This window comes from Nocardioides cynanchi (assembly GCF_008761635.1).
GTDB lineage: Bacteria > Actinomycetota > Actinomycetes > Propionibacteriales > Nocardioidaceae > Nocardioides > Nocardioides cynanchi.
In genome coordinates this window covers 3,878,110-3,894,797 of the sequence record NZ_CP044344.1, presented here as the reverse complement: position 1 = coordinate 3,894,797, position 16,688 = coordinate 3,878,110, and the positions used below count along the sequence as shown (strand labels likewise).

Sequence of the window (16,688 nt, the reverse complement as noted above, 5' to 3'; positions counted from 1 at the left end):
GGGCGTCCGGGCACACTGTCTGGTCGCTCGGAGAGGGCACTCCGGTTGACATCGCGCGACGATGTCGGTGGCCTCGTGCACCATCAGTCACATGGACCTCATGACTGCGCTGCTGATGCTCCTGGTCGGCCTCGCCCTCGGGGCGCTCGTGGGCGTCCTGTGGGCGCGCTCCCGCCCGTCGTACCTCGGCGAGCTGGGGCAGGGGATGGTCGACCAGGCCGAGGTGATGCAGGGTCTCGACCGGCTCGGTGACCAGCTGGCCGACCTCGAGCACGCGCGGGCCACCTGGCAGGGGCAGCTGCACCAGCAGGTGCTCGACATGCGGCACACGACCGACACACTGCGCCGCGAGACGCAGACCCTGTCGACGGCCCTGCGCCGGCCGCAGGTGCGCGGGCGTTGGGGCGAGCTGCACCTGCGCCGGGCCGTCGAGGTGGCGGGGCTGGTCGACCGGTGCGACTTCCTCGAGCAGGTCCAGCTGGCCGACGGTGCGCTGCGTCCCGACCTCGTGGTCACCCTCGCCGGTGGGCGGTGCGTCGTCGTGGACGCGAAGGTCCCGCTCGACGCCTTCCTCGACGCCACCTCCACCGACGAGCCCGACCAGCGCGACGGCCACCTGGCCCGGCACGCCCGGCAGCTGCGCGCCCACATCGACCTGCTCGGCGCCAAGCGCTACTGGCGCTCCCTTCCCGAGACGCCGGAGTTCGTGGTGCTGTTCCTGCCGGCCGAGGCCTTCCTCGCCGCGGGGCTGGACGCCGACCCGACCCTGATCGAGTACGCCGCCGAGCGAGGCGTCGTGCTGGCCAGCCCGACCACGCTGATCGCGCTGCTCCGCACCGTCGCCCACGGGTGGCGGCACGAGGCGGTCGCCGAGCAGGCCCGGGAGATCCACCGCGTCGGCCGCGACCTGCATGACCGGCTCCAGACGATGAGCGGTCACCTCGGCCGGCTCGGGCGGTCCCTCGACTCCGCGGTCGGCGCCTACAACCAGACCGTCGGGTCGTGGGAGTCGCGGGTGCTGGTCTCGGCCCGCCGCTTCGAGGAGCTCGACGTGACCGACGACGCACTGACCTCCCCGCAGCAGGTCGAGAGCGCCTCCCGGGCCCTCGGATCGGTCCACCCGCTCCCCCGGCGCGCCGCTGGGGGGGAGGAGGTCGCGGAGCATACGGTGGGCCCGTGAGCGAAGCGAGAGCGCGCGTCGGTCCGCACCTGCTCACGCGCCCGCACGCGGCGCGCGAACTGCGAGCTCACCAGGGAGCACCGTGAGCGAAGCGAGAGCGCGCGTCGGTCACCCTCCCCTGCACGCAGGGCCACGACGTCAGGCCCCGTCCTACTTCTGGCACGGCGACACCAGCGGTAGCGAGGTGGTGGCCCTGTGCAGCGCGCTCGTGCTCACCGCGGCCACGATCGAGATCACGATGGTGGGCCACCTGCGGCTGTTCTTCGACCTCTGCTTCGTGATGATCTGCCTGGCCGCGGCAGTGCTGGTGCGCCCGCGCGACTTCTTCACCGTCGGCGTGCTGCCGCCGTTGCTGATGTTCGGCACGATGGTGATCGTGGCGTTCAACGGCCCGAAGGTGATCGCGCGCCCGCAGGACGGCGTCGTCCAGGCCGTGATCACCGGTCTGGCGCACCACAGCATGGCGCTCTTCGCGGGGTACGCCGTGTGCCTGGGCATGCTGCTCGCGCGGCAGCGCCTGCGCCACCACTGACCGGTTCGGCTACTCCTCGAAGCGCTCCACGTCGCCGGCGCCGAGCCGCACGATGTCCGGGAAGCCCTCCGACCAGTCCACGACGGTGGTCGGCTCGGCCAGGGTCTCCCCCGCCTCGATCACCAGGTCGACCACGTGGTCGAGCTCTTCCTTGATCTCCCAGCCCAGGGCACGCGGCTCGGTCTCGCCGGGCAGGATCAGCGAGCTGCTCACCATCGGCTCCCCGAGCTCGGAGAGCAGCGCCTGGCACACGGCGTGGTCGGGGATCCGGACCCCGACCGTGCGTTTCTTCGGGTGCAGCAGCCGACGGGGCACCTCGGCGGTGGCCGGCAGGATGAACGTGTACGGACCGGGCGTGGCGGCGCGGATCGCACGGAAGACGCTGTTGGAGATCTGGGCGAACTGGCCGAGCTGGGCGAAGTCCGAGCACATCAACGTGAAGTGGTGCTTGTCGTCGAGCCCCCGGATCGTCAGGATCCGCTCGCGTCCGTCGCGGTTGCCCATCCGGGTGCCCAGGGCGTAGCCGGAGTCGGTGGGGTAGGCGATCAGCGCGTCGTCGCGCACCGCAGCGGCCACCTGGGCGATCACTCGCGGCTGGGGGTTGTCCGGGTGCACGTCGACGTAGCGGGCCACGCATCGAGTCTAGGAGCGGGGCTTCCCAGCGCATTCACAGGTCGTCCGGGGTCGCAGCGCAGGCAGGATGGATACCAACGGGACATGGACCCGAACGCCGACCCCGAGCCCTCCTCCCCTCCCCTGCCCGATTACGTCGAACCGCGCGTGCGCACGGCGGCGCCGCCGTACCGTGAACCCATGGCGGACAAGACCTCGACGGGCGTGACGCCCGTCGGCGAGCCCGGGCTCCGGCGCCGGGTGCTGACGGTCGTGCTCTCGCGCACGTTCCGCAGGTTCGCCCTGGTCGGGCTGGCCAACACCGGGATCGACGTCCTGCTGTTCTGGGTGCTGAACGCACCCCTGGGGATCGTGCTCGCCAACTTCGTCTCGACGTCGGCCGGGATGACCTTCAGCTTCCTGCTCAACGGGCGCCACACGTTCGGCTCCTCCCGCGTGACCGTGCGCCAGGCCGTGCTCTTCGTGGCCGCCAACGGCGCCACGATGTGGGTGCTCCAGCCGGTGCTGATCCACGCGACGCACGACCTCGCAGCGGTGCCGCTCATGGTCGCCAAGGTCGTCGCGCTCGGCGGCAGCGTGGTGGCGAACTTCCTGCTCTACCGGTACGTCGTCTGGCCCGAGCGCGCAGCTGACTCCGCCGGAGGCGGAGTCAGCCTGAGCGCGCGAGAGTCGAGCGAGCCCACGGCCGAGCTGGCGAGGCCGTGACGGCGCAGCGAGACCGCCGCCGCAGGCGGCGAGCAACCGCAACCGCAGGAGACCGCGGCCGGAGGCGGCGAGCAACGGTGGCCCGCTGTACGACGGCCCGTCAGCCCTTCGCCGCAGCGCGCAGGTCGCGACGCAGCTCGGGAGGCAGCGCGAAGATCAAGGACTCCTCGGCGCTGTGCACGGCCTCGGCGTCGGGGTAGCCGCGCTCGGCGAGATAGCCCAGCACCCCGTCGACCAGGGCCTCGGGCACGCTCGCACCCGAGGTCACGCTGACCTTGTCGACCCCGTCCAGCCAGGCCTCGTCGATCTCGGAGGCGTCGTCGACGCGGTGGGCGGCCCGGGCGCCGGCCTCGAGCGCCACCTCGGCGAGCCGGACCGAGTTGGAGGAGTTGGCCGAGCCGACCACGATCACGAGGTCGGCGTCGTGGGCGATCTCCTTGACCGCGAGCTGTCGGTTCTGGGTGGCGTAGCAGATGTCGTCGCTGGGCGGGTCGAGCAGCTGGGGGAACCGGGCCCGGATCGCGTCGACGGTCGCCATCGTCTCGTCGACCGACAGCGTGGTCTGCGACAGCCAGGCCACCTTGCCCGGGTCGCGCACCACGATCGACTCCACGTCCGCGGGGCTCTGCACGAGCTGGATGTGCTCGGGCGCCTCACCGGCGGTGCCCTCGACCTCCTCGTGCCCTTCGTGGCCGATCAGCAGGATGTCGTAGTCGTCGCCGGCGAAGCGCTTCGCCTCGTGGTGCACCTTGGTGACCAGGGGGCAGGTCGCGTCGATGGTCTTGAGCCCACGCTCCTTGGCCTCGGCGTGAACGGTCGGTGAGACCCCGTGGGCGGAGAACACCACGGTGGCACCCGACGGCACCTCGTCGAGCTCCTCGACGAACACCGCGCCACGCGACTCGAGGTCGGAGACGACGTGCTTGTTGTGGACGATCTGCTTGCGGACGTAGACCGGCGCGCCGTACAGGTCCAGCGCCTTCTCCACGGTGATCACGGCGCGGTCGACGCCGGCGCAGTAGCCGCGCGGGGCCGCGAGGCGTACGCCCCGGCCCGACGTGTCGGGCATGCCCAGGTCCACACTCATGCTGTCGAGTCTACGGGGGGTGCCGTGGCCTAGCCTGCTCGCCATGGCCCTCGACACCTCCCCCGAGTCGCCGGCCCCGGTGCGCCAGATCGCGCTGGCGATCTCGGGCTGGATCGACCGCCTCGGCGCGGTCTGGGTCGAGGGCCAGATGGCGCAGATCAGCCGACGGCCGGGAGTCGGCACGGTCTTCATGACGTTGCGCGACTCCGCGGCCGACATCTCGGTGCCGGTCACGTGCCCGCGCACGCTGTTCGACAGCCTCAACCCGCCCCTGGTCGAGGGCGCCAGCGTGGTCCTCCACGCCAAGCCCGACTACTACCCCACCCGTGGCTCCCTCTCGCTGGTCGCCCGCGAGATCCGGATGGTCGGGCTCGGTGAGCTGCTGGCCCGGCTCGAGCGACGCCGCCAGCTCCTCGCCGCCGAGGGGCTGTTCGCCCCCGAGCTCAAACGCCCCCTGCCGTTCCTGCCCGAGCGGGTCGGGTTGATCACCGCACCCGGCTCCGCCGCGGAGCGCGACGTCGTGGAGACGTCGCGCCGGCGCTGGCCCGGCGTCGCCTTCGAGACGGCGTACGCCGCGATGCAGGGCCAGCGGGCGGCCACCGAGGTGATGGAGGCCCTGGCCCGGCTCGACCGCGACCTGCGGGTCGACGTGATCGTGATCGCCCGCGGCGGCGGCTCGGTCGAGGACCTCCTCCCGTTCAGCGACGAGGCCCTGATCCGAGCGGTGCACGCCGCCCGCACCCCGGTGGTCTCCGCGATCGGGCACGAGCCCGACACCCCGCTGCTCGACCTGGTCGCCGATCTCCGCGCCTCGACGCCCACCGACGCCGCCAAGCACCTGGTCCCCGACGTGGCCGAGGAGCTGCGCGGGGTGGCGTGGGCGCGTGACCGGGTGCGGGCCCTGCTCGGCCAGATCATCGACCGCGAGCGCCAGACCCTCTCCGACCTGCGCGCGCGCCCGGTGCTGGCCGACCCGCGCAGTCTCGTGGACGCCCGCGCCACCGAGGTGCACGACCTGCGCGAGCGCGGCCGGCGCGTGCTGGGCCACGCTCTCGACCGCGCCGGCGACGACATCGCCCACCAGCGGGCTCGCGCGCGGTCGCTGTCGCCGCTGGCCACACTCCAGCGGGGGTACGCCGTGGTGCAGGGTGCCGACGGCGCGGTGCTGACCTCGACCCAGGGCGTCGGGGCCGGGGCCGCCCTGCGGATCAGGGTGGCCGACGGGCGGATCCTGGCCAGCACGACCGGCGTCGAGCCCGACCCCGTCCCATCGAAGGAGCAGCAATGAGCGACGGCGACAAGCAGAAGCCCGGCTACGAAGCCGCCCGCGCCGAGCTGATCGAGGTGGTCCGCTCGCTGGAGGCCGGGGGCACCACGTTGGAGGAGAGCCTGGCCCTCTGGGAGCGCGGGGAGAAGCTGGCTGGCATCTGCCAGGAGTGGCTCGACGGTGCCCGCAAGCGCCTCGACGCCGCCGTCGAGGCCGACTGAGCGGCGCTACGGCGCCGGCTGCTGGGGCGCGTCGGTGAGGGAGCTCGCCAGCTGCTCGAGGTCGGCCAGCGGCACGGTCCCGAACACCAGCAGCGACTCGTGGTGCCACCGGGCGCTCAGGGCGACGTCGCCGCCCGCGTCGGTCCACGTCGCCCAGCGCCGCACCAGGCCGCCGTCGACGGTCACCGACGGACCCGCGCTCGGCTTCGAGTCGACATACGCCGAGAGGAGCTCGGCGATGCTGCGCGGTGACTGGCGGATGCCGACGTACTGGTCCGGGGTCAGCAGCGAGATGCCCAGCTCCGGCCGGGTGCCCGCCTCGAAGTCGACCCGCGTGGCGTACCACCCGGTCGGCAGGTGGGCCGGGTAGGCCAGGGTCGCGCCGTCCTGCTGGGCGAAGCCGACCTGCGACCGGTAGTCGACGTGGTCGGGGCGGACGTCGGGGCTGACCCGGTTGCACCCGCGGAAGGCCACGAAGCCGATCACGAACAGGAAGGTGAGCAGGAGCGCCCCGACCATGCCCGAGGTCGACCGTTGGTAGCGGCTGGGCTGACCACCGGGTTGCTCGCTCACGTTCCTCCCTCCGCGGTGCCGGGCCATCCTCACAGGTCGCCTACGATGCGCGCGTGCCACCCCTGTCGGACGTCGTCGTGGTCGTGGCACTCGCAGCGATGCTCGCGGTCGCGTTCACCCACCCCACCGGACGAGTCGAGGCCCTGGTCGGCGTCGGGTGCGCCGCGGCGACCCTGGCCACCGGGATCCTGACCGCCGACGAGGCCTGGTCCGCCGTGCGGAACCTGGCCCCCGTGGTCGCCTTCCTGGTCACCATCCTGGTCGTCTCCGACGTCTGCGCACGCGCGGGACTCTTCGACTGGGCCGCACAGCGGGTGAGCTACTGGAGCGCCGGTCGGTCGATCCGACTGTTCACCGGCGTCTTCGTCCTCGCGGCCGTGGTCACCGTCAGCCTCAGCCTCGACGCCACGGTGGTGCTCCTGACCCCGGTCGTGCTGGCCGCCGGAATAGCTCGCTCGGTGCCGGACGAGCCCGGCACCTACGCCTGCCTGCGGATGGCCAACTCCGCCTCGCTCCTGCTGCCCGTCTCCAACCTGACCAACCTGCTCGCCGTACCTCACCTGCACCTGACCTTCACCGGCTTCGCGCTCCGGATGGCTCCGGTGCTCGCCGTCGTCCTCGTCGTGGAGTACGCCGGGCTGCGACTGCTGTTCCGGCGTCAGCTGGCCGTGCCCGCGTCCGCCGACCGCGACGACGCCCTGACGCTGGCGCGGGTCCCCACCGTTGTCGTCGGGCTGATGCTCGTGGGGTTCGCCGTCGTCTCCCCGCTCGGCCTCCAGCCGTGGTGGGTCTCCCTGGTCGCGGCGCTGGTGCTCGTGCTGTGGGCCCGCCGGACGGGGCTGGTCACGCCGCGCCAGGTGCTGGGCTCGGCCCATCCCGGGTTCGCCGTGTGGGTCCTCGCGCTGGGCGTGGTGGTCGCCGCCCTCGGCGTCGGCTTCCTGGGCGACCTGGTAGGTCGCGCCGTCCCGAGCTCCACGTCGTACGGCGCCCTGCTGGTCGTCGCGCTGCTGGCGACGCTGCTCGCCAACGGCCTGACCAACCTGTCGGCCACGCTGCTCCTGGTGCCGCTGGTCGCTCCGCTGGGGACCACCGCGCTGCTGGCCGCCCTGATGGGGCTCAACATCGGCTCGGGGCTGACCTGGACCGGGTCGCTGGCCAACCTGCTCTGGCGGCGCACCCTGGGCCGGTACGACGTCGCGCCGGGCAGTGCGGCGTTCCACCGGGTCTCGCTGCTGCTCACCCCGGTCAGCCTGGTCGCGGCCGTCACCACCCTCTGGCTGCTGAGCTGACCCGCGAACTCCGCTCCTGCGGACCCCGTGCGTATGCAAAGATCCGTGTATGCGGAACAAACGTGCCGTGGACTCCTACCGGATCGCCGAGGCAGCCGAGCTGCTCGGCGTCAGCGACGACACCGTCCGCAGGTGGATCGACGCCGGGAAGCTGACCGCGACCGACGCGTCCGGGCCGACGTCCATCGCCGGACGCGACCTCGCCGGGCTCGTCGAGTCCCGCGCCCGCCGACCGTCGGCGGCGACGCGGTCGTCGCAGGTCAGCGCCCGCAACCGCCTCACCGGGATCGTCACCAAGGTCGTCAAGGACACGGTGATGGCCCAGGTCGAGGTGATCTGCGGCCCCTATCGGATGGTCTCGCTGATGAGCGCCGAGGCCGCCACCGAGCTGGGCCTCGAACCCGGTGTCCGCGCCATCGTGTCCGTCAAGTCCACCAACGTCGTCGTGGAGCGCCCATGAAGTCCAGACTCGCCGTGCTCGCCGCTGTCGGCGCCCTCCTGCCCCTCACCGCCTGCGGCGGAGGCGGCGGGGGGAGCGACAAGACGATCACCGTGCTCGCGGCCTCGTCGCTGACCGGGACCTTCACCGCGCTCGGCCAGGAGTTCGAGAAGGCACACCCCGGCGTGACGGTGAAGTTCGCGTTCGACTCCTCGGCGACCCTGGCCCAGCAGGCGGCCGGCGGTGCTCCCGCGGACGTGCTGGCCACCGCCGACACCACCACCATGGACAGCGCCAAGGCGGTGCAGGCGGCCACGCCGAAGGTCTTCGCGACCAACGTGATGGTGCTGGCAACACCGGCCGACAACCCGGCCCACATCACGTCGTTCGCCGACCTGGACAAGGCGTCGGTGAAGTTCGTGACCTGCGTGACCACCGCGCCCTGCGGGTCAGTGGCCCAGGCCCTGCTCGACCAGGACCACATCACCGGCAAGCCGGTCAGCACGGAGGTCGACGTCAAGTCGGTGCTCGCCAAGCTCACCGAGGGCGAGGCCGACGCCGGCATCGTCTACACCACCGACGCCACGGCGGCCGGCGACCAGGTCACCACGGTCCCGATCCCGGGTGCGGCCAAGCAGGTCACGACCTACCCGATCGTCACGCTGACCCAGTCCAAGGACGCCACCCTGGCCCAGGAGTTCGTCGACCTCGTGACCGGGAGCACCGGAGCCAAGGTGCTGGCCCAGGCGGGCTTCGGGGCACCGTGAGAGCTGCGGACGGTGGGCGGCAGAGCTATCGGGGGGTAGTGGCGGGGGGAACCCTGGGCCGTCCGCCGTTCGCACTCCTGGCGCCGGCCTGCCTGGCCGCCGCGCTGCTCGTCGTCCCCCTCGTCACCCTCGTCCTGGACACCCCGTGGAGCGACTTCTGGGGTCAGGTCGGGTCGCAGCCCGTGCGGCAGGCGCTGTGGCTGACCGCCCTCGCCTCGCTCGCCACCGTGGTCGCCTGCCTGGTGCTCGGCACCCCCCTGGCGTGGCTGCTGGCCCGGATCGAGTTCCGCGGCCGGGGCCTGCTGCGGGCCCTGGTGCTGGTGCCACTGGTGCTGCCGCCGGTCGTGGCGGGCGTCGCGCTGATCACCGCGCTCGGGCGGACCGGCGCGATCGGCCGCCCCCTCGACGACTGGTTCGGCATCACGCTGCCCTACACCACGTGGGCGGTGGTGATCGCCCACACCTTCGTCTCGATGCCGTTCTACGTGCTCGCGGTCGAGGGTGCCCTGCGCTCCTCCGGCGAGGAGTACGACGCCGTGGCCGCCACCCTGGGCGCCGACCGCTGGACGACGTTCCGCCGGGTGACGCTGCCGCTCGCGATGCCCGGAGTGATCGCGGGCGCGGCCTTGGCCTGGGCGCGCTCACTCGGTGAGTTCGGAGCGACCATCACGTTCGCCGGAAACTACCCCGGCACCACCCAGACCATGCCCTCGCTGATCTACACCGAGCTCCAGTCCGACCCGCTGGTCGCCCGCACCGTGAGCATGGTGCTGCTGCTGGTCTCGGTCGCCGTCCTCGCGCTGCTCCGCAACAGATGGCTGACCCGGGCATGAGCAGCGGGCTCGTCGCGGCCCTCGAGGTGCCCGGCAGGTTGCGTGCCGAGGTGACCGCCGAGCCCGGGCAGGTCGTCGCCGTGATCGGTCCGAACGGCGCCGGCAAGTCGACGCTGCTGCGCGCCCTGGCCGGGCTGGTCCCCAGCCGCGGCGACATCGAGGTGGACGGGGAGTCGTGGTCTCGCCCACCGCGGCCCGTGCGCGACCGGTCGGTCGGCATGGCCTTCCAGAGCCAGCTGCTGTTCCCGCACCTGAGCGCCCTCGACAACGTCGCCTTCGGCCCGCGCAGCCGCGGGACCGCCAGGGAGGAGGCCGACCGGGTGGCCGGCGACTGGCTCGACCGCTTCGGCGTCGGCGACCTGGCCCGGCGCCGACCCGGCCAGCTGTCGGGCGGGCAGGCCCAGCGCGTCTCGCTGGCCCGGGCCCTGGCCACCTCGCCGCGGCTGCTGCTGCTCGACGAGCCCTTCGCGGGGCTCGACATCGGCGTCGCGACGGCGTTGCGGCTCGAGCTGTCCCGCCACCTCGCGTCGTACGACGGCATCACGCTGCTGGTCACCCACGACGCGATCGACGCTCTCACCCTGGCCGACCGGGTCTGGGTCCTCGACGGCGGCGCGGTGGTGCAGACCGGCCCGCCCGCCGAGGTCGCCGCCCAGCCGCGCACCGACCACGTCGCCCGGCTGGTCGGGCTCAACGTGCTCGAGGAGCAGGGCCGGTACATGTCGTTCAGCCCGACCCTGGTCACGGTGTCCCTGTTCGAGCCCAGCGGGTCCGCTCGTCACCGGTGGGCGGGGGTGATCACCAGCCTCGCCCCGCACGGCGACGCCGTCCGGCTCCTGGTCTCCGGCGAGCACGAGCTCCTGGCCGACGTCACGCCGGCCGCGATCGCCGAGCTGGAGCTCGTGCCGGGGCGCCGGGTGTGGCTCTCGGTCAAGGAGACCGCCGTACGCACCTACCGGGCCGAGTCGGCCTGACCGCTACCATCACCGCCATGACGGACACGACGGGGAGCCTCGAGCCGGCACCTGACTCCCCCGACCGCAACCTCGCCCTGGAGCTCGTGCGTGTGACCGAGGCGGCGGCCCTGGCGGCCGCCCGCTGGGTCGGCCGCGGCGACAAGGAGGGCGCCGACGGGGTGGCCGTCGACGCGATGCGCAAGGTGATCGCGACCGTGCAGATGCGTGGCGTCGTGGTGATCGGCGAGGGCGAGAAGGACAACGCGCCGATGCTCTACAACGGCGAGGTCGTCGGTGACGGCACGGGGCCCGAGTGCGACGTGGCCGTCGACCCGATCGACGGCACCACCCTGACCGCCAAGGGCATGAACAACGCGGTGTCGGTGATGGCGGTCTCGCCCCGGGGGTCGATGTACGACCCGTCCGCGGTGTTCTACATGGAGAAGCTGGTCACCGGGCCCGAGGCCGCCGGCGTGGTCGACATCCGCAAGGGCGCCACGGCCAACATCCATGCGGTCGCCAAGGCCAAAGGGTCGCGGCCCGCGGACGTCACCGTGGTGATGCTCGATCGTCCGCGCCACGACGCGCTCGCCGACGAGGTGCGGGCCACCGGCGCCCGGCTGAAGCTGATCGTCGACGGCGACGTGGCAGGCGCGATCATGGCGGCCCGCCCCGACACCGGCATCGACATGCTGCTCGGCATCGGCGGCACCCCCGAGGGGATCATCACCGCCTGCGCGATGAAGTGCGTGGGAGGCGTGATCCAGGGCCGGCTCTGGCCGAAGGACGACGACGAGCGGCAGCGTGCCCTCGACGCCGGCCACGACCTCGACCCGGCCCACTTCCTGTCGACCGACGACCTGGTCACCGGCGACGACTGCTTCTTCGTCGCCAGCGGGATCACCGACGGCGAGCTGATGAAGGGCGTGCACTTCCGGGCCCACGGGGCCACTTCGCAGTCCCTGGTGATGCGCTCGCGCTCCGGCACGGTGCGCCTGATCAGCAGCGAGCACCAGTTCGAGAAGCTCGACGTCGTCGCGCCGTCCCTCTAGGCCGGATCTCCGGCCGCCGGCGACAGCCCGGCGCGGTGCCGGGCCAGGGCGGCGGTGACCGCCGCGATCACCGACGGGTCGACCGCCATCCCGACGTGGGACGACCTCACCTCGACCGGCGTGGCCAACGGGTCCAGGCACGCCCGCCAGTCGACGATGCCGTCCCGGCGGGAGTAGACGGCGGTGAACCCCACCTCGGGCGGGAGCGGCGCGCGGCTCTCCTCGAAGCTGGTCCGGGCACAGTCCCCGGCCACGCAGTCCAGGGACATCAGGCCGGGGACGCCGGCCCGACTGAGCCGGACCAGCGCGTCGAGGCTGCGTGCCAGGCTGACGTGGTGGGCGGCCGGGGCGAGCATCGGGCTGCCCAGGGTGACGATGCCGGCGACCAGGTCGGGACGGCGTACGGCGAGCCCGCGGGCGAGCATGCCGCCCAGGCTGTGGCCCACGATCTGCACCCGCCGACCCCGGCGCGAGACGACCGTCTCCAGCCGCGACTCGAGCTGGGCCGCGGCCTGGAGGGTGCAACCGACGTTGGCCCGGATGTGCGACCGGTAGGTGCGGTGGCCCTGAGCGCGCAGCGCGCGCGCCATCAGGCCCAGGCTGCCGTCGCCGGCCAGGAAGCCCGGCACCAGCACCACGGGGTCGGCGTCACGCCCGGCGCCGCGGTCGGCGTACGCCGTGCGCGGAGGCCCGACCCGTCCGCTGACCCGGGCCAGCGCGAGCCGGCCGGCCTCGGTGACGACGCTGACCTCACGCAGCACCGCCGCCCGCCCCGGGGCGGTGAAGCCCTCCGGGAGGAGGAAGTCGGCGATGCCTTGGCTGGCCACGAGGGTCCACGTTACGTCGTCTGGCCGTTCCTCGGTGGCGACCTCGCCCGATCCCGGGCGGCAGGTGGCCGTCACCCGCTCGGATACGGTGGGTATGTGAGCACCGTCAGCCCCGCGCCCGCGTCCCCCGAGCTGCCCCCGGCCGAGGGGTCGGCCGGCGCCACGGAGCCCGACGTCGCCACCTCGGGGGAGCTGTTCGCGCCCGTCGCCTCCGGGGTCGAGCTGTGCTACCAGACCTTCGGCGACCCAGCCGACGAGCCGATGCTGCTCGTGATGGGGCTCGCGACCCAGATGACGTTCTGGGATCCCGAGCTCTGCGCCATGCTGGCCCGCCGCGGTCACTACGTGATCCGGTTCGACAACCGCGACGTCGGTCGCTCCTCGCGGGGTCGGGGTCGGGTGACCCGCGGGATGCTGGTCCGGGCGTTCGCCGGGCGCCGGGTCCGCCCGCCGTACTCCCTGCACGACCTCGGTGCCGACGCCTTCGGGCTGCTCGACCACCTCGGCATCGCCTCGGCGCACCTGGTCGGCGTCTCCATGGGCGGGATGATCGTGCAGACCATGGCCCTCGACCAGCCCCAGCGGGTGCGCTCGCTGACCAGCATCATGTCGACCACCGGCAAGCGCAGCGTGGGCTGGCTGCATCCCCGCCTGCTGCCGGCCATGCTGCGGCCGATCAAGCCGGGTCGCGAGGCGTACGCCGAGTCCAGCGTCGCGATGTGGCGGATGATCGGCTCGCCCGGCTTCGACCACGACGACAACCGGATCCGTGAGGCCGCCCGTGAGGCCTACGACCGGGGCGTCTCGTCGGCAGGCGCCCTGCGGCAGATGCTGGCCATCCTCACCCAGCCCAACCGCTCCCCCGCGCTGCGGGGGGTCCGCGTGCCGACCCTGGTCGTGCACGGGCTGGCCGACCGGATGGTCCACGTGTCGGGCGGCCGGGCGACGGCGGCCGCCGTGCCGGGAGCCGAGCTCCTGCTGATCGACGGGATGGGCCACGACCTCCCCGCGGACCTCTACCCCACGCTGGTCGACGCGATCTCGCGGGTGGTCGCCCGAGCATGACCGGGGCCTGAAGAGCCTCACCCCGAGGGGTGAAATCTCACCCTGCCCGCATACCGGTCGCAACAGGTCAAGGCTTGTAACCGACCCGGAATCGGACTACATGTGAGGGTGATCACTTTCGTGGAGGGAGCGCATCATGCGCGTGCTCAGACGAGCTCGGGGATCGAACCCCCACCGCAGCAACCCCAGGATCCGCCGCCTCACCGGGTCGCTGGCGGTCCTGGCCACGGCCGCCGGCGTGCTGACGGCGTGCGGCGGCAGCAGCGGGGCCACACCGACCCTCACCTGGTACATCAACCCCGACAGCGGCGGTCAGGCGGCGGTCGCCGCAGCCTGCACCAAGGCCAGCAACGGTGCCTACAAGGTGGTCACCCAGACCCTCCCCCAGGACGCGAACCAGCAGCGCGTCCAGCTCGCTCGACGTCTCGCCGCCCACGACTCCGGCATCGACATCATGAGCATCGACCCGCCGTACACCGCCGAGCTGGCCAACGCCGGCTTCCTGGCGCCGATCCCCCAGGCCGAACAGCAGACCCTCAAGAGTCAGTCGTTCCAGGGTGCGGCGGCCGCGGCCACGTGGGGCGGCCAGCTGGTCGCCTATCCGTTCTGGTCCAACACCCAGGTGCTGTGGTACCGCAAGTCCTTCGTCCAGAAGGCCAACATCGACATGAGCAAGCCGGTCAGCTGGGACCAGATCATCAAGGCGGCCTCTGACAACGGTGGCACCGTCGCGGTCCAGGCCAACAAGTACGAGGGGTACGTCGTCTGGATCAACGCGCTGATCTCGGGCGCCGGCGGGTCCCTGATCTCCGACGCCTCGAAGGGCGTGGACGCCAAGGTCGACGTCAACAGCCCGGCCGGGGCCGACGCCGCCAAGGTGATCCAGGAGCTGGCCAGCTCCAAGGCGGCGCCGCCCGACCTGACCGTCGCGCAGGAGGGCCAGGCCGGCAGCACGTTCGAGGCCTCCAACGGCGCGTTCATGGTCAACTGGACCTACATCTGGCACAACTACGACTCGACCGACCCGGCCGTGGCCAAGGACATCGGCTACGCGATGTATCCCGAGACGGTCGCCGGCAAGACCTCCACCCCGCCGTACGGCGGCATCGGGATCGGGGTCAGCGCCTACTCCAGCCACGTCGACCTGGCCAGCCAGGCCGCAGCGTGCATCGTCAAGCCGGAGAACCAGGGCATCAACGCCGAGCTCACCGGCAACATGCCGGCCAGCGAGGCCGGCTATCAGGACCCCAAGCTCCAGAAGCTCTACCCGGCGCCGCTGCTCAAGCTGTTCCAGGACAGCCTCAACGCCGCCGCCCCGCGCTCGGTGACGCCGTACTGGAGCGACATCTCCGGAGCCATCCAGAGCACCTGGCACCCGCCGACCTCGGTCAACTCCTCGACGCCCTCCTCGTCCGCGACGTTCATCGAGGACGTCCTCAAGGGAAAGAGCCTCCTGTGAGCACCACCATCGCCACGCCGGCCGCCACCCAGCAGCCCGAGAAGAAGGTCGTCTTCAGCGACCGGTTGGTCGCCGAGAACCGCCTCGGCCAGCGGCTGGTGGCCCCGGCGGTCATCCTGATGCTGCTGGTCACGGCGTACCCGATGCTGCAGGCGTTGTACCTGTCGCTGTTCCGCTACCGGCTGACCGACCCCAGCAACAAGTCCTTCGTCGGGGTCGGCAACTACGTCACGATCCTCGGTGACTCGCTGTTCTGGAAGGACACCGTCAACACCGTGATCATCATGGTGGTCACGGTCGCGATCGAGCTGGTGATCGGCTTCGCCTTCGCGATGGTGATGCACCGGATCATTTTCGCCCGCGGCCTGATGCGGACCTCGATCCTGATCCCCTACGGCATCATCACCGTGGTCTCGGCCTTCGCCTGGCAGTTCACCTTCTCGATCAACAACGGGTGGGTGAACTCCTGGTTCGGCTGGCTCCCGGGCATCAGCAGCACGACCAACTGGTACGGCGACCACTGGCACGCGATGTTCGCGATCATGGTCAGCGAGATCTGGAAGACCACGCCGTTCATGGCGCTGCTGCTGCTGGCCGGTCTCTCGCAGATCTCCGAGGACATGGTCGAGGCGTCCAAGGTGGACGGCGCGACCGCCAGCCAGCGCCTGTTCCGGGTGATCCTGCCGAACATGAAGGCGGCGATCATGGTCGCCGTCCTGTTCCGTGGCCTCGACGCCTTCCGGATCTTCGACAACATCTACGTGATGACCAAGGGCGCCCAGAACACCGAGTCGTCGTCGTTCCTGACCTATCGACAATCCATCGAACAGTTCCAGCTCGGCATGGGCTCCGCCCTGTCGGTGCTGCTGTTCCTCACGGTGCTGCTGCTGGCGTACCTGATCGTGAAGTTCTTCAAGGTCGACCTGGCTCAGGCGAGAGGTGAGGGCTGATGAAGAAGTCCGGAATCGGCACCTGGGTCGGCTTCGTGCTGATCATGGTCTGGTGCCTCCTGCCGGTGGCGTGGATCGTCTCGCTGTCGTTCAAGTCGCTGCAGGAGACGTCGACAGGCAGTCCGCAGTTCCTGCCCAAGCACGCGACGTGGGACAACTACAAGGTCCTGCTCGGGATGACCGCCGACAAGAGCTCGTCGCACGACTTCCTGGCGGCGCTGCGCAACTCGTTCGGGATCTCGATCATCGCCACCTTCCTGGCGGTGATCATCGCGACGCTGGCGGCGTACGCCATCGCCCGGCTGGAGTTCAAGGGCAAGCGGCTCGTGCTCTCGATGGCCCTGGCGATCGCGATGTTCCCGGTGGTGGCCCTGGTCGGCCCGCTGTTCGACATGTGGCGCACGTTCCACCTGTTCAACACCTGGCCCGGCCTGATCATCCCCTACATGACCTTCACGCTGCCGCTGGCGATCTGGACCCTGTCGGCGTTCTTCCGCGAGATCCCGTGGGAGATGGAGCAGGCCGCCCAGGTCGACGGGGCGACGTCGTGGCAGGCCTTCCGCAAGGTGATCGTCCCGCTCGCGGCACCAGGCGTCTTCACCGCGGCGATCCTGACGTTCTTCTTCGCCTGGAACGAGTTCGTGCTGTCGCTGTCGCTCACCTCGACGACGGCGTCCCGCACGGTGCCCGCCCAGATGTCGTTCTTCGTCGGGCCGGACCCGTTCAACCCGCCGTACTCCCAGCTCGCCACCGCGTCCGTGATCGTCACGGTCCCGGTGATCGTCATCGTCCTGTTGTTCCAGCGCAAGATCGTTGCCGGTCTGACCTCCGGCGCAGTGAAGGGTTAGGGATT

The 16,688-nt window shown here is 71.6% G+C and carries 19 protein-coding genes; 15 read left to right on the top strand and 4 right to left on the bottom strand.

Going from position 1 to position 16,688, the window contains the following annotated elements:
* Positions 1 to 91: 91 nt before the first annotated feature.
* Positions 92 to 1,180, top strand: coding sequence for a DNA recombination protein RmuC (locus tag E3N83_RS18840; RefSeq protein ID WP_151084651.1), 1,089 nt, complete (start codon positions 92 to 94; stop codon positions 1,178 to 1,180).
* Between the two features lie 82 nt (positions 1,181 to 1,262).
* Positions 1,263 to 1,712 (top strand): DUF6542 domain-containing protein, encoded by a 450-nt coding sequence (locus tag E3N83_RS18835; protein ID WP_151084650.1) that lies wholly within the window; start codon positions 1,263 to 1,265, stop codon positions 1,710 to 1,712.
* A 9-nt stretch (positions 1,713 to 1,721) separates the two neighbouring features.
* Here E3N83_RS18835 and E3N83_RS18830 read toward each other — a convergent pair whose 3' ends face one another.
* Complete coding sequence (locus E3N83_RS18830) at positions 1,722 to 2,345, bottom strand: L-threonylcarbamoyladenylate synthase (protein ID WP_151084649.1); 624 nt, start codon at positions 2,343 to 2,345, stop codon at positions 1,722 to 1,724.
* A gap of 180 nt (positions 2,346 to 2,525) precedes the next feature.
* On the opposite strand from E3N83_RS18830, the gene E3N83_RS18825 reads away from it, so the two are divergent.
* The gene (locus E3N83_RS18825; RefSeq protein ID WP_191907871.1) at positions 2,526 to 3,050 is read left to right on the top strand and encodes a GtrA family protein; all 525 of its coding nucleotides are present in this window, start codon (positions 2,526 to 2,528) and stop codon (positions 3,048 to 3,050) included.
* A 100-nt stretch (positions 3,051 to 3,150) separates the two neighbouring features.
* Here the strand turns inward: E3N83_RS18825 and E3N83_RS18820 are convergent, their stop codons facing one another.
* A complete protein-coding gene (locus E3N83_RS18820) occupies positions 3,151 to 4,137 on the bottom strand; it encodes a 4-hydroxy-3-methylbut-2-enyl diphosphate reductase (protein WP_151084647.1) in 987 nt (328 codons plus the stop codon).
* A gap of 43 nt (positions 4,138 to 4,180) precedes the next feature.
* Between E3N83_RS18820 and xseA the strand changes: the two genes are divergently transcribed.
* Both xseA and E3N83_RS18810 read left to right on the top strand, forming a co-directional pair.
* A complete protein-coding gene (gene xseA, locus E3N83_RS18815; protein WP_151084646.1) occupies positions 4,181 to 5,425 on the top strand; it encodes an exodeoxyribonuclease VII large subunit in 1,245 nt (414 codons plus the stop codon).
* Entirely contained in the window at positions 5,422 to 5,625 is a 204-nt protein-coding gene (locus E3N83_RS18810) for an exodeoxyribonuclease VII small subunit (RefSeq protein WP_151084645.1), read from the top strand. The genes xseA and E3N83_RS18810 overlap by 4 nt, the downstream gene beginning before the upstream one ends.
* A gap of 6 nt (positions 5,626 to 5,631) precedes the next feature.
* Here the strand turns inward: E3N83_RS18810 and E3N83_RS18805 are convergent, their stop codons facing one another.
* Positions 5,632 to 6,198, bottom strand: a complete 567-nt coding sequence (locus E3N83_RS18805; RefSeq protein WP_191907870.1) for a DUF4245 family protein — start codon at positions 6,196 to 6,198, stop codon at positions 5,632 to 5,634.
* A 53-nt stretch (positions 6,199 to 6,251) separates the two neighbouring features.
* Here E3N83_RS18805 and E3N83_RS18800 point away from each other — a divergent pair, with 53 nt between their 5' ends.
* Genes E3N83_RS18800 through glpX form a run of 6 tightly spaced genes read left to right on the top strand, consistent with a single transcriptional unit; the run spans position 6,252 to position 11,534 of the window.
* On the top strand, positions 6,252 to 7,487 hold the full coding sequence (locus E3N83_RS18800; RefSeq protein WP_151084643.1) for an SLC13 family permease: 1,236 nt from the start codon (positions 6,252 to 6,254) through the stop codon (positions 7,485 to 7,487).
* Positions 7,488 to 7,536: 49 nt separating this feature from the next.
* The gene (locus E3N83_RS18795; RefSeq protein ID WP_191907869.1) at positions 7,537 to 7,947 is read left to right on the top strand and encodes a TOBE domain-containing protein; all 411 of its coding nucleotides are present in this window, start codon (positions 7,537 to 7,539) and stop codon (positions 7,945 to 7,947) included.
* The gene (gene modA, locus E3N83_RS18790) at positions 7,944 to 8,693 is read left to right on the top strand and encodes a molybdate ABC transporter substrate-binding protein (RefSeq protein ID WP_151084642.1); all 750 of its coding nucleotides are present in this window, start codon (positions 7,944 to 7,946) and stop codon (positions 8,691 to 8,693) included. The genes E3N83_RS18795 and modA overlap by 4 nt, the downstream gene beginning before the upstream one ends.
* Before the next feature lie 38 nt (positions 8,694 to 8,731).
* Positions 8,732 to 9,526 carry a molybdate ABC transporter permease subunit gene (gene modB, locus E3N83_RS18785; RefSeq protein WP_202879279.1) on the top strand — a complete coding sequence of 265 codons (795 nt, stop codon included), beginning with the start codon at positions 8,732 to 8,734 and terminating at the stop codon, positions 9,524 to 9,526.
* Positions 9,523 to 10,500, top strand: coding sequence for an ABC transporter ATP-binding protein (locus E3N83_RS18780; RefSeq protein WP_202879278.1), 978 nt, complete (start codon positions 9,523 to 9,525; stop codon positions 10,498 to 10,500). The genes modB and E3N83_RS18780 overlap by 4 nt, the downstream gene beginning before the upstream one ends.
* 17 nt (positions 10,501 to 10,517) lie before the next feature.
* Positions 10,518 to 11,534 carry a class II fructose-bisphosphatase gene (gene glpX / locus E3N83_RS18775; RefSeq protein ID WP_151084639.1) on the top strand — a complete coding sequence of 339 codons (1,017 nt, stop codon included), beginning with the start codon at positions 10,518 to 10,520 and terminating at the stop codon, positions 11,532 to 11,534.
* Here the strand turns inward: glpX and E3N83_RS18770 are convergent.
* A complete protein-coding gene (locus E3N83_RS18770) occupies positions 11,531 to 12,361 on the bottom strand; it encodes an esterase/lipase family protein (RefSeq protein ID WP_202879277.1) in 831 nt (276 codons plus the stop codon). The genes glpX and E3N83_RS18770 overlap by 4 nt on opposite strands.
* 96 nt (positions 12,362 to 12,457) lie before the next feature.
* On the opposite strand from E3N83_RS18770, the gene E3N83_RS18765 reads away from it, so the two are divergent.
* The 4 genes from E3N83_RS18765 (at position 12,458) to E3N83_RS18750 (ending at position 16,683) form a co-directional block, all read left to right on the top strand.
* Positions 12,458 to 13,426 carry an alpha/beta fold hydrolase gene (locus E3N83_RS18765; protein WP_238342978.1) on the top strand — a complete coding sequence of 323 codons (969 nt, stop codon included), beginning with the start codon at positions 12,458 to 12,460 and terminating at the stop codon, positions 13,424 to 13,426.
* A gap of 136 nt (positions 13,427 to 13,562) precedes the next feature.
* The gene (locus E3N83_RS18760) at positions 13,563 to 14,885 is read left to right on the top strand and encodes an extracellular solute-binding protein (protein ID WP_151084638.1); all 1,323 of its coding nucleotides are present in this window, start codon (positions 13,563 to 13,565) and stop codon (positions 14,883 to 14,885) included.
* The gene (locus E3N83_RS18755; protein ID WP_202879276.1) at positions 14,882 to 15,835 is read left to right on the top strand and encodes a carbohydrate ABC transporter permease; all 954 of its coding nucleotides are present in this window, start codon (positions 14,882 to 14,884) and stop codon (positions 15,833 to 15,835) included. The genes E3N83_RS18760 and E3N83_RS18755 overlap by 4 nt, the downstream gene beginning before the upstream one ends.
* Complete coding sequence (locus E3N83_RS18750; protein WP_151084637.1) at positions 15,835 to 16,683, top strand: carbohydrate ABC transporter permease; 849 nt, start codon at positions 15,835 to 15,837, stop codon at positions 16,681 to 16,683. The genes E3N83_RS18755 and E3N83_RS18750 overlap by 1 nt, the downstream gene beginning before the upstream one ends.
* Positions 16,684 to 16,688: the final 5 nt, after the last annotated feature.

What these genes read in the sequence shown, in the direction of transcription:
- E3N83_RS18750 (WP_151084637.1), top strand. Translation starts at nt 15,835, where the DNA reads ATGAAGAAGTCCGGAATCGGCACCTGGGTCGGCTTCGTGCTGATCATG.
- E3N83_RS18760 (WP_151084638.1), top strand. Translation starts at nt 13,563, where the DNA reads ATGCGCGTGCTCAGACGAGCTCGGGGATCGAACCCCCACCGCAGCAAC.
- E3N83_RS18795 (WP_191907869.1), top strand. Translation starts at nt 7,537, where the DNA reads ATGCGGAACAAACGTGCCGTGGACTCCTACCGGATCGCCGAGGCAGCC.
- E3N83_RS18825 (WP_191907871.1), top strand. Translation starts at nt 2,526, where the DNA reads ATGGCGGACAAGACCTCGACGGGCGTGACGCCCGTCGGCGAGCCCGGG.
- modA (WP_151084642.1), top strand. Translation starts at nt 7,944, where the DNA reads ATGAAGTCCAGACTCGCCGTGCTCGCCGCTGTCGGCGCCCTCCTGCCC.
- xseA (WP_151084646.1), top strand. Translation starts at nt 4,181, where the DNA reads ATGGCCCTCGACACCTCCCCCGAGTCGCCGGCCCCGGTGCGCCAGATC.
- E3N83_RS18810 (WP_151084645.1), top strand. Translation starts at nt 5,422, where the DNA reads ATGAGCGACGGCGACAAGCAGAAGCCCGGCTACGAAGCCGCCCGCGCC.
- E3N83_RS18840 (WP_151084651.1), top strand. Translation starts at nt 92, where the DNA reads ATGGACCTCATGACTGCGCTGCTGATGCTCCTGGTCGGCCTCGCCCTC.
- E3N83_RS18780 (WP_202879278.1), top strand. Translation starts at nt 9,523, where the DNA reads ATGAGCAGCGGGCTCGTCGCGGCCCTCGAGGTGCCCGGCAGGTTGCGT.
- E3N83_RS18820 (WP_151084647.1), bottom strand. Translation starts at nt 4,137, where the DNA reads ATGAGTGTGGACCTGGGCATGCCCGACACGTCGGGCCGGGGCGTACGC.
- glpX (WP_151084639.1), top strand. Translation starts at nt 10,518, where the DNA reads ATGACGGACACGACGGGGAGCCTCGAGCCGGCACCTGACTCCCCCGAC.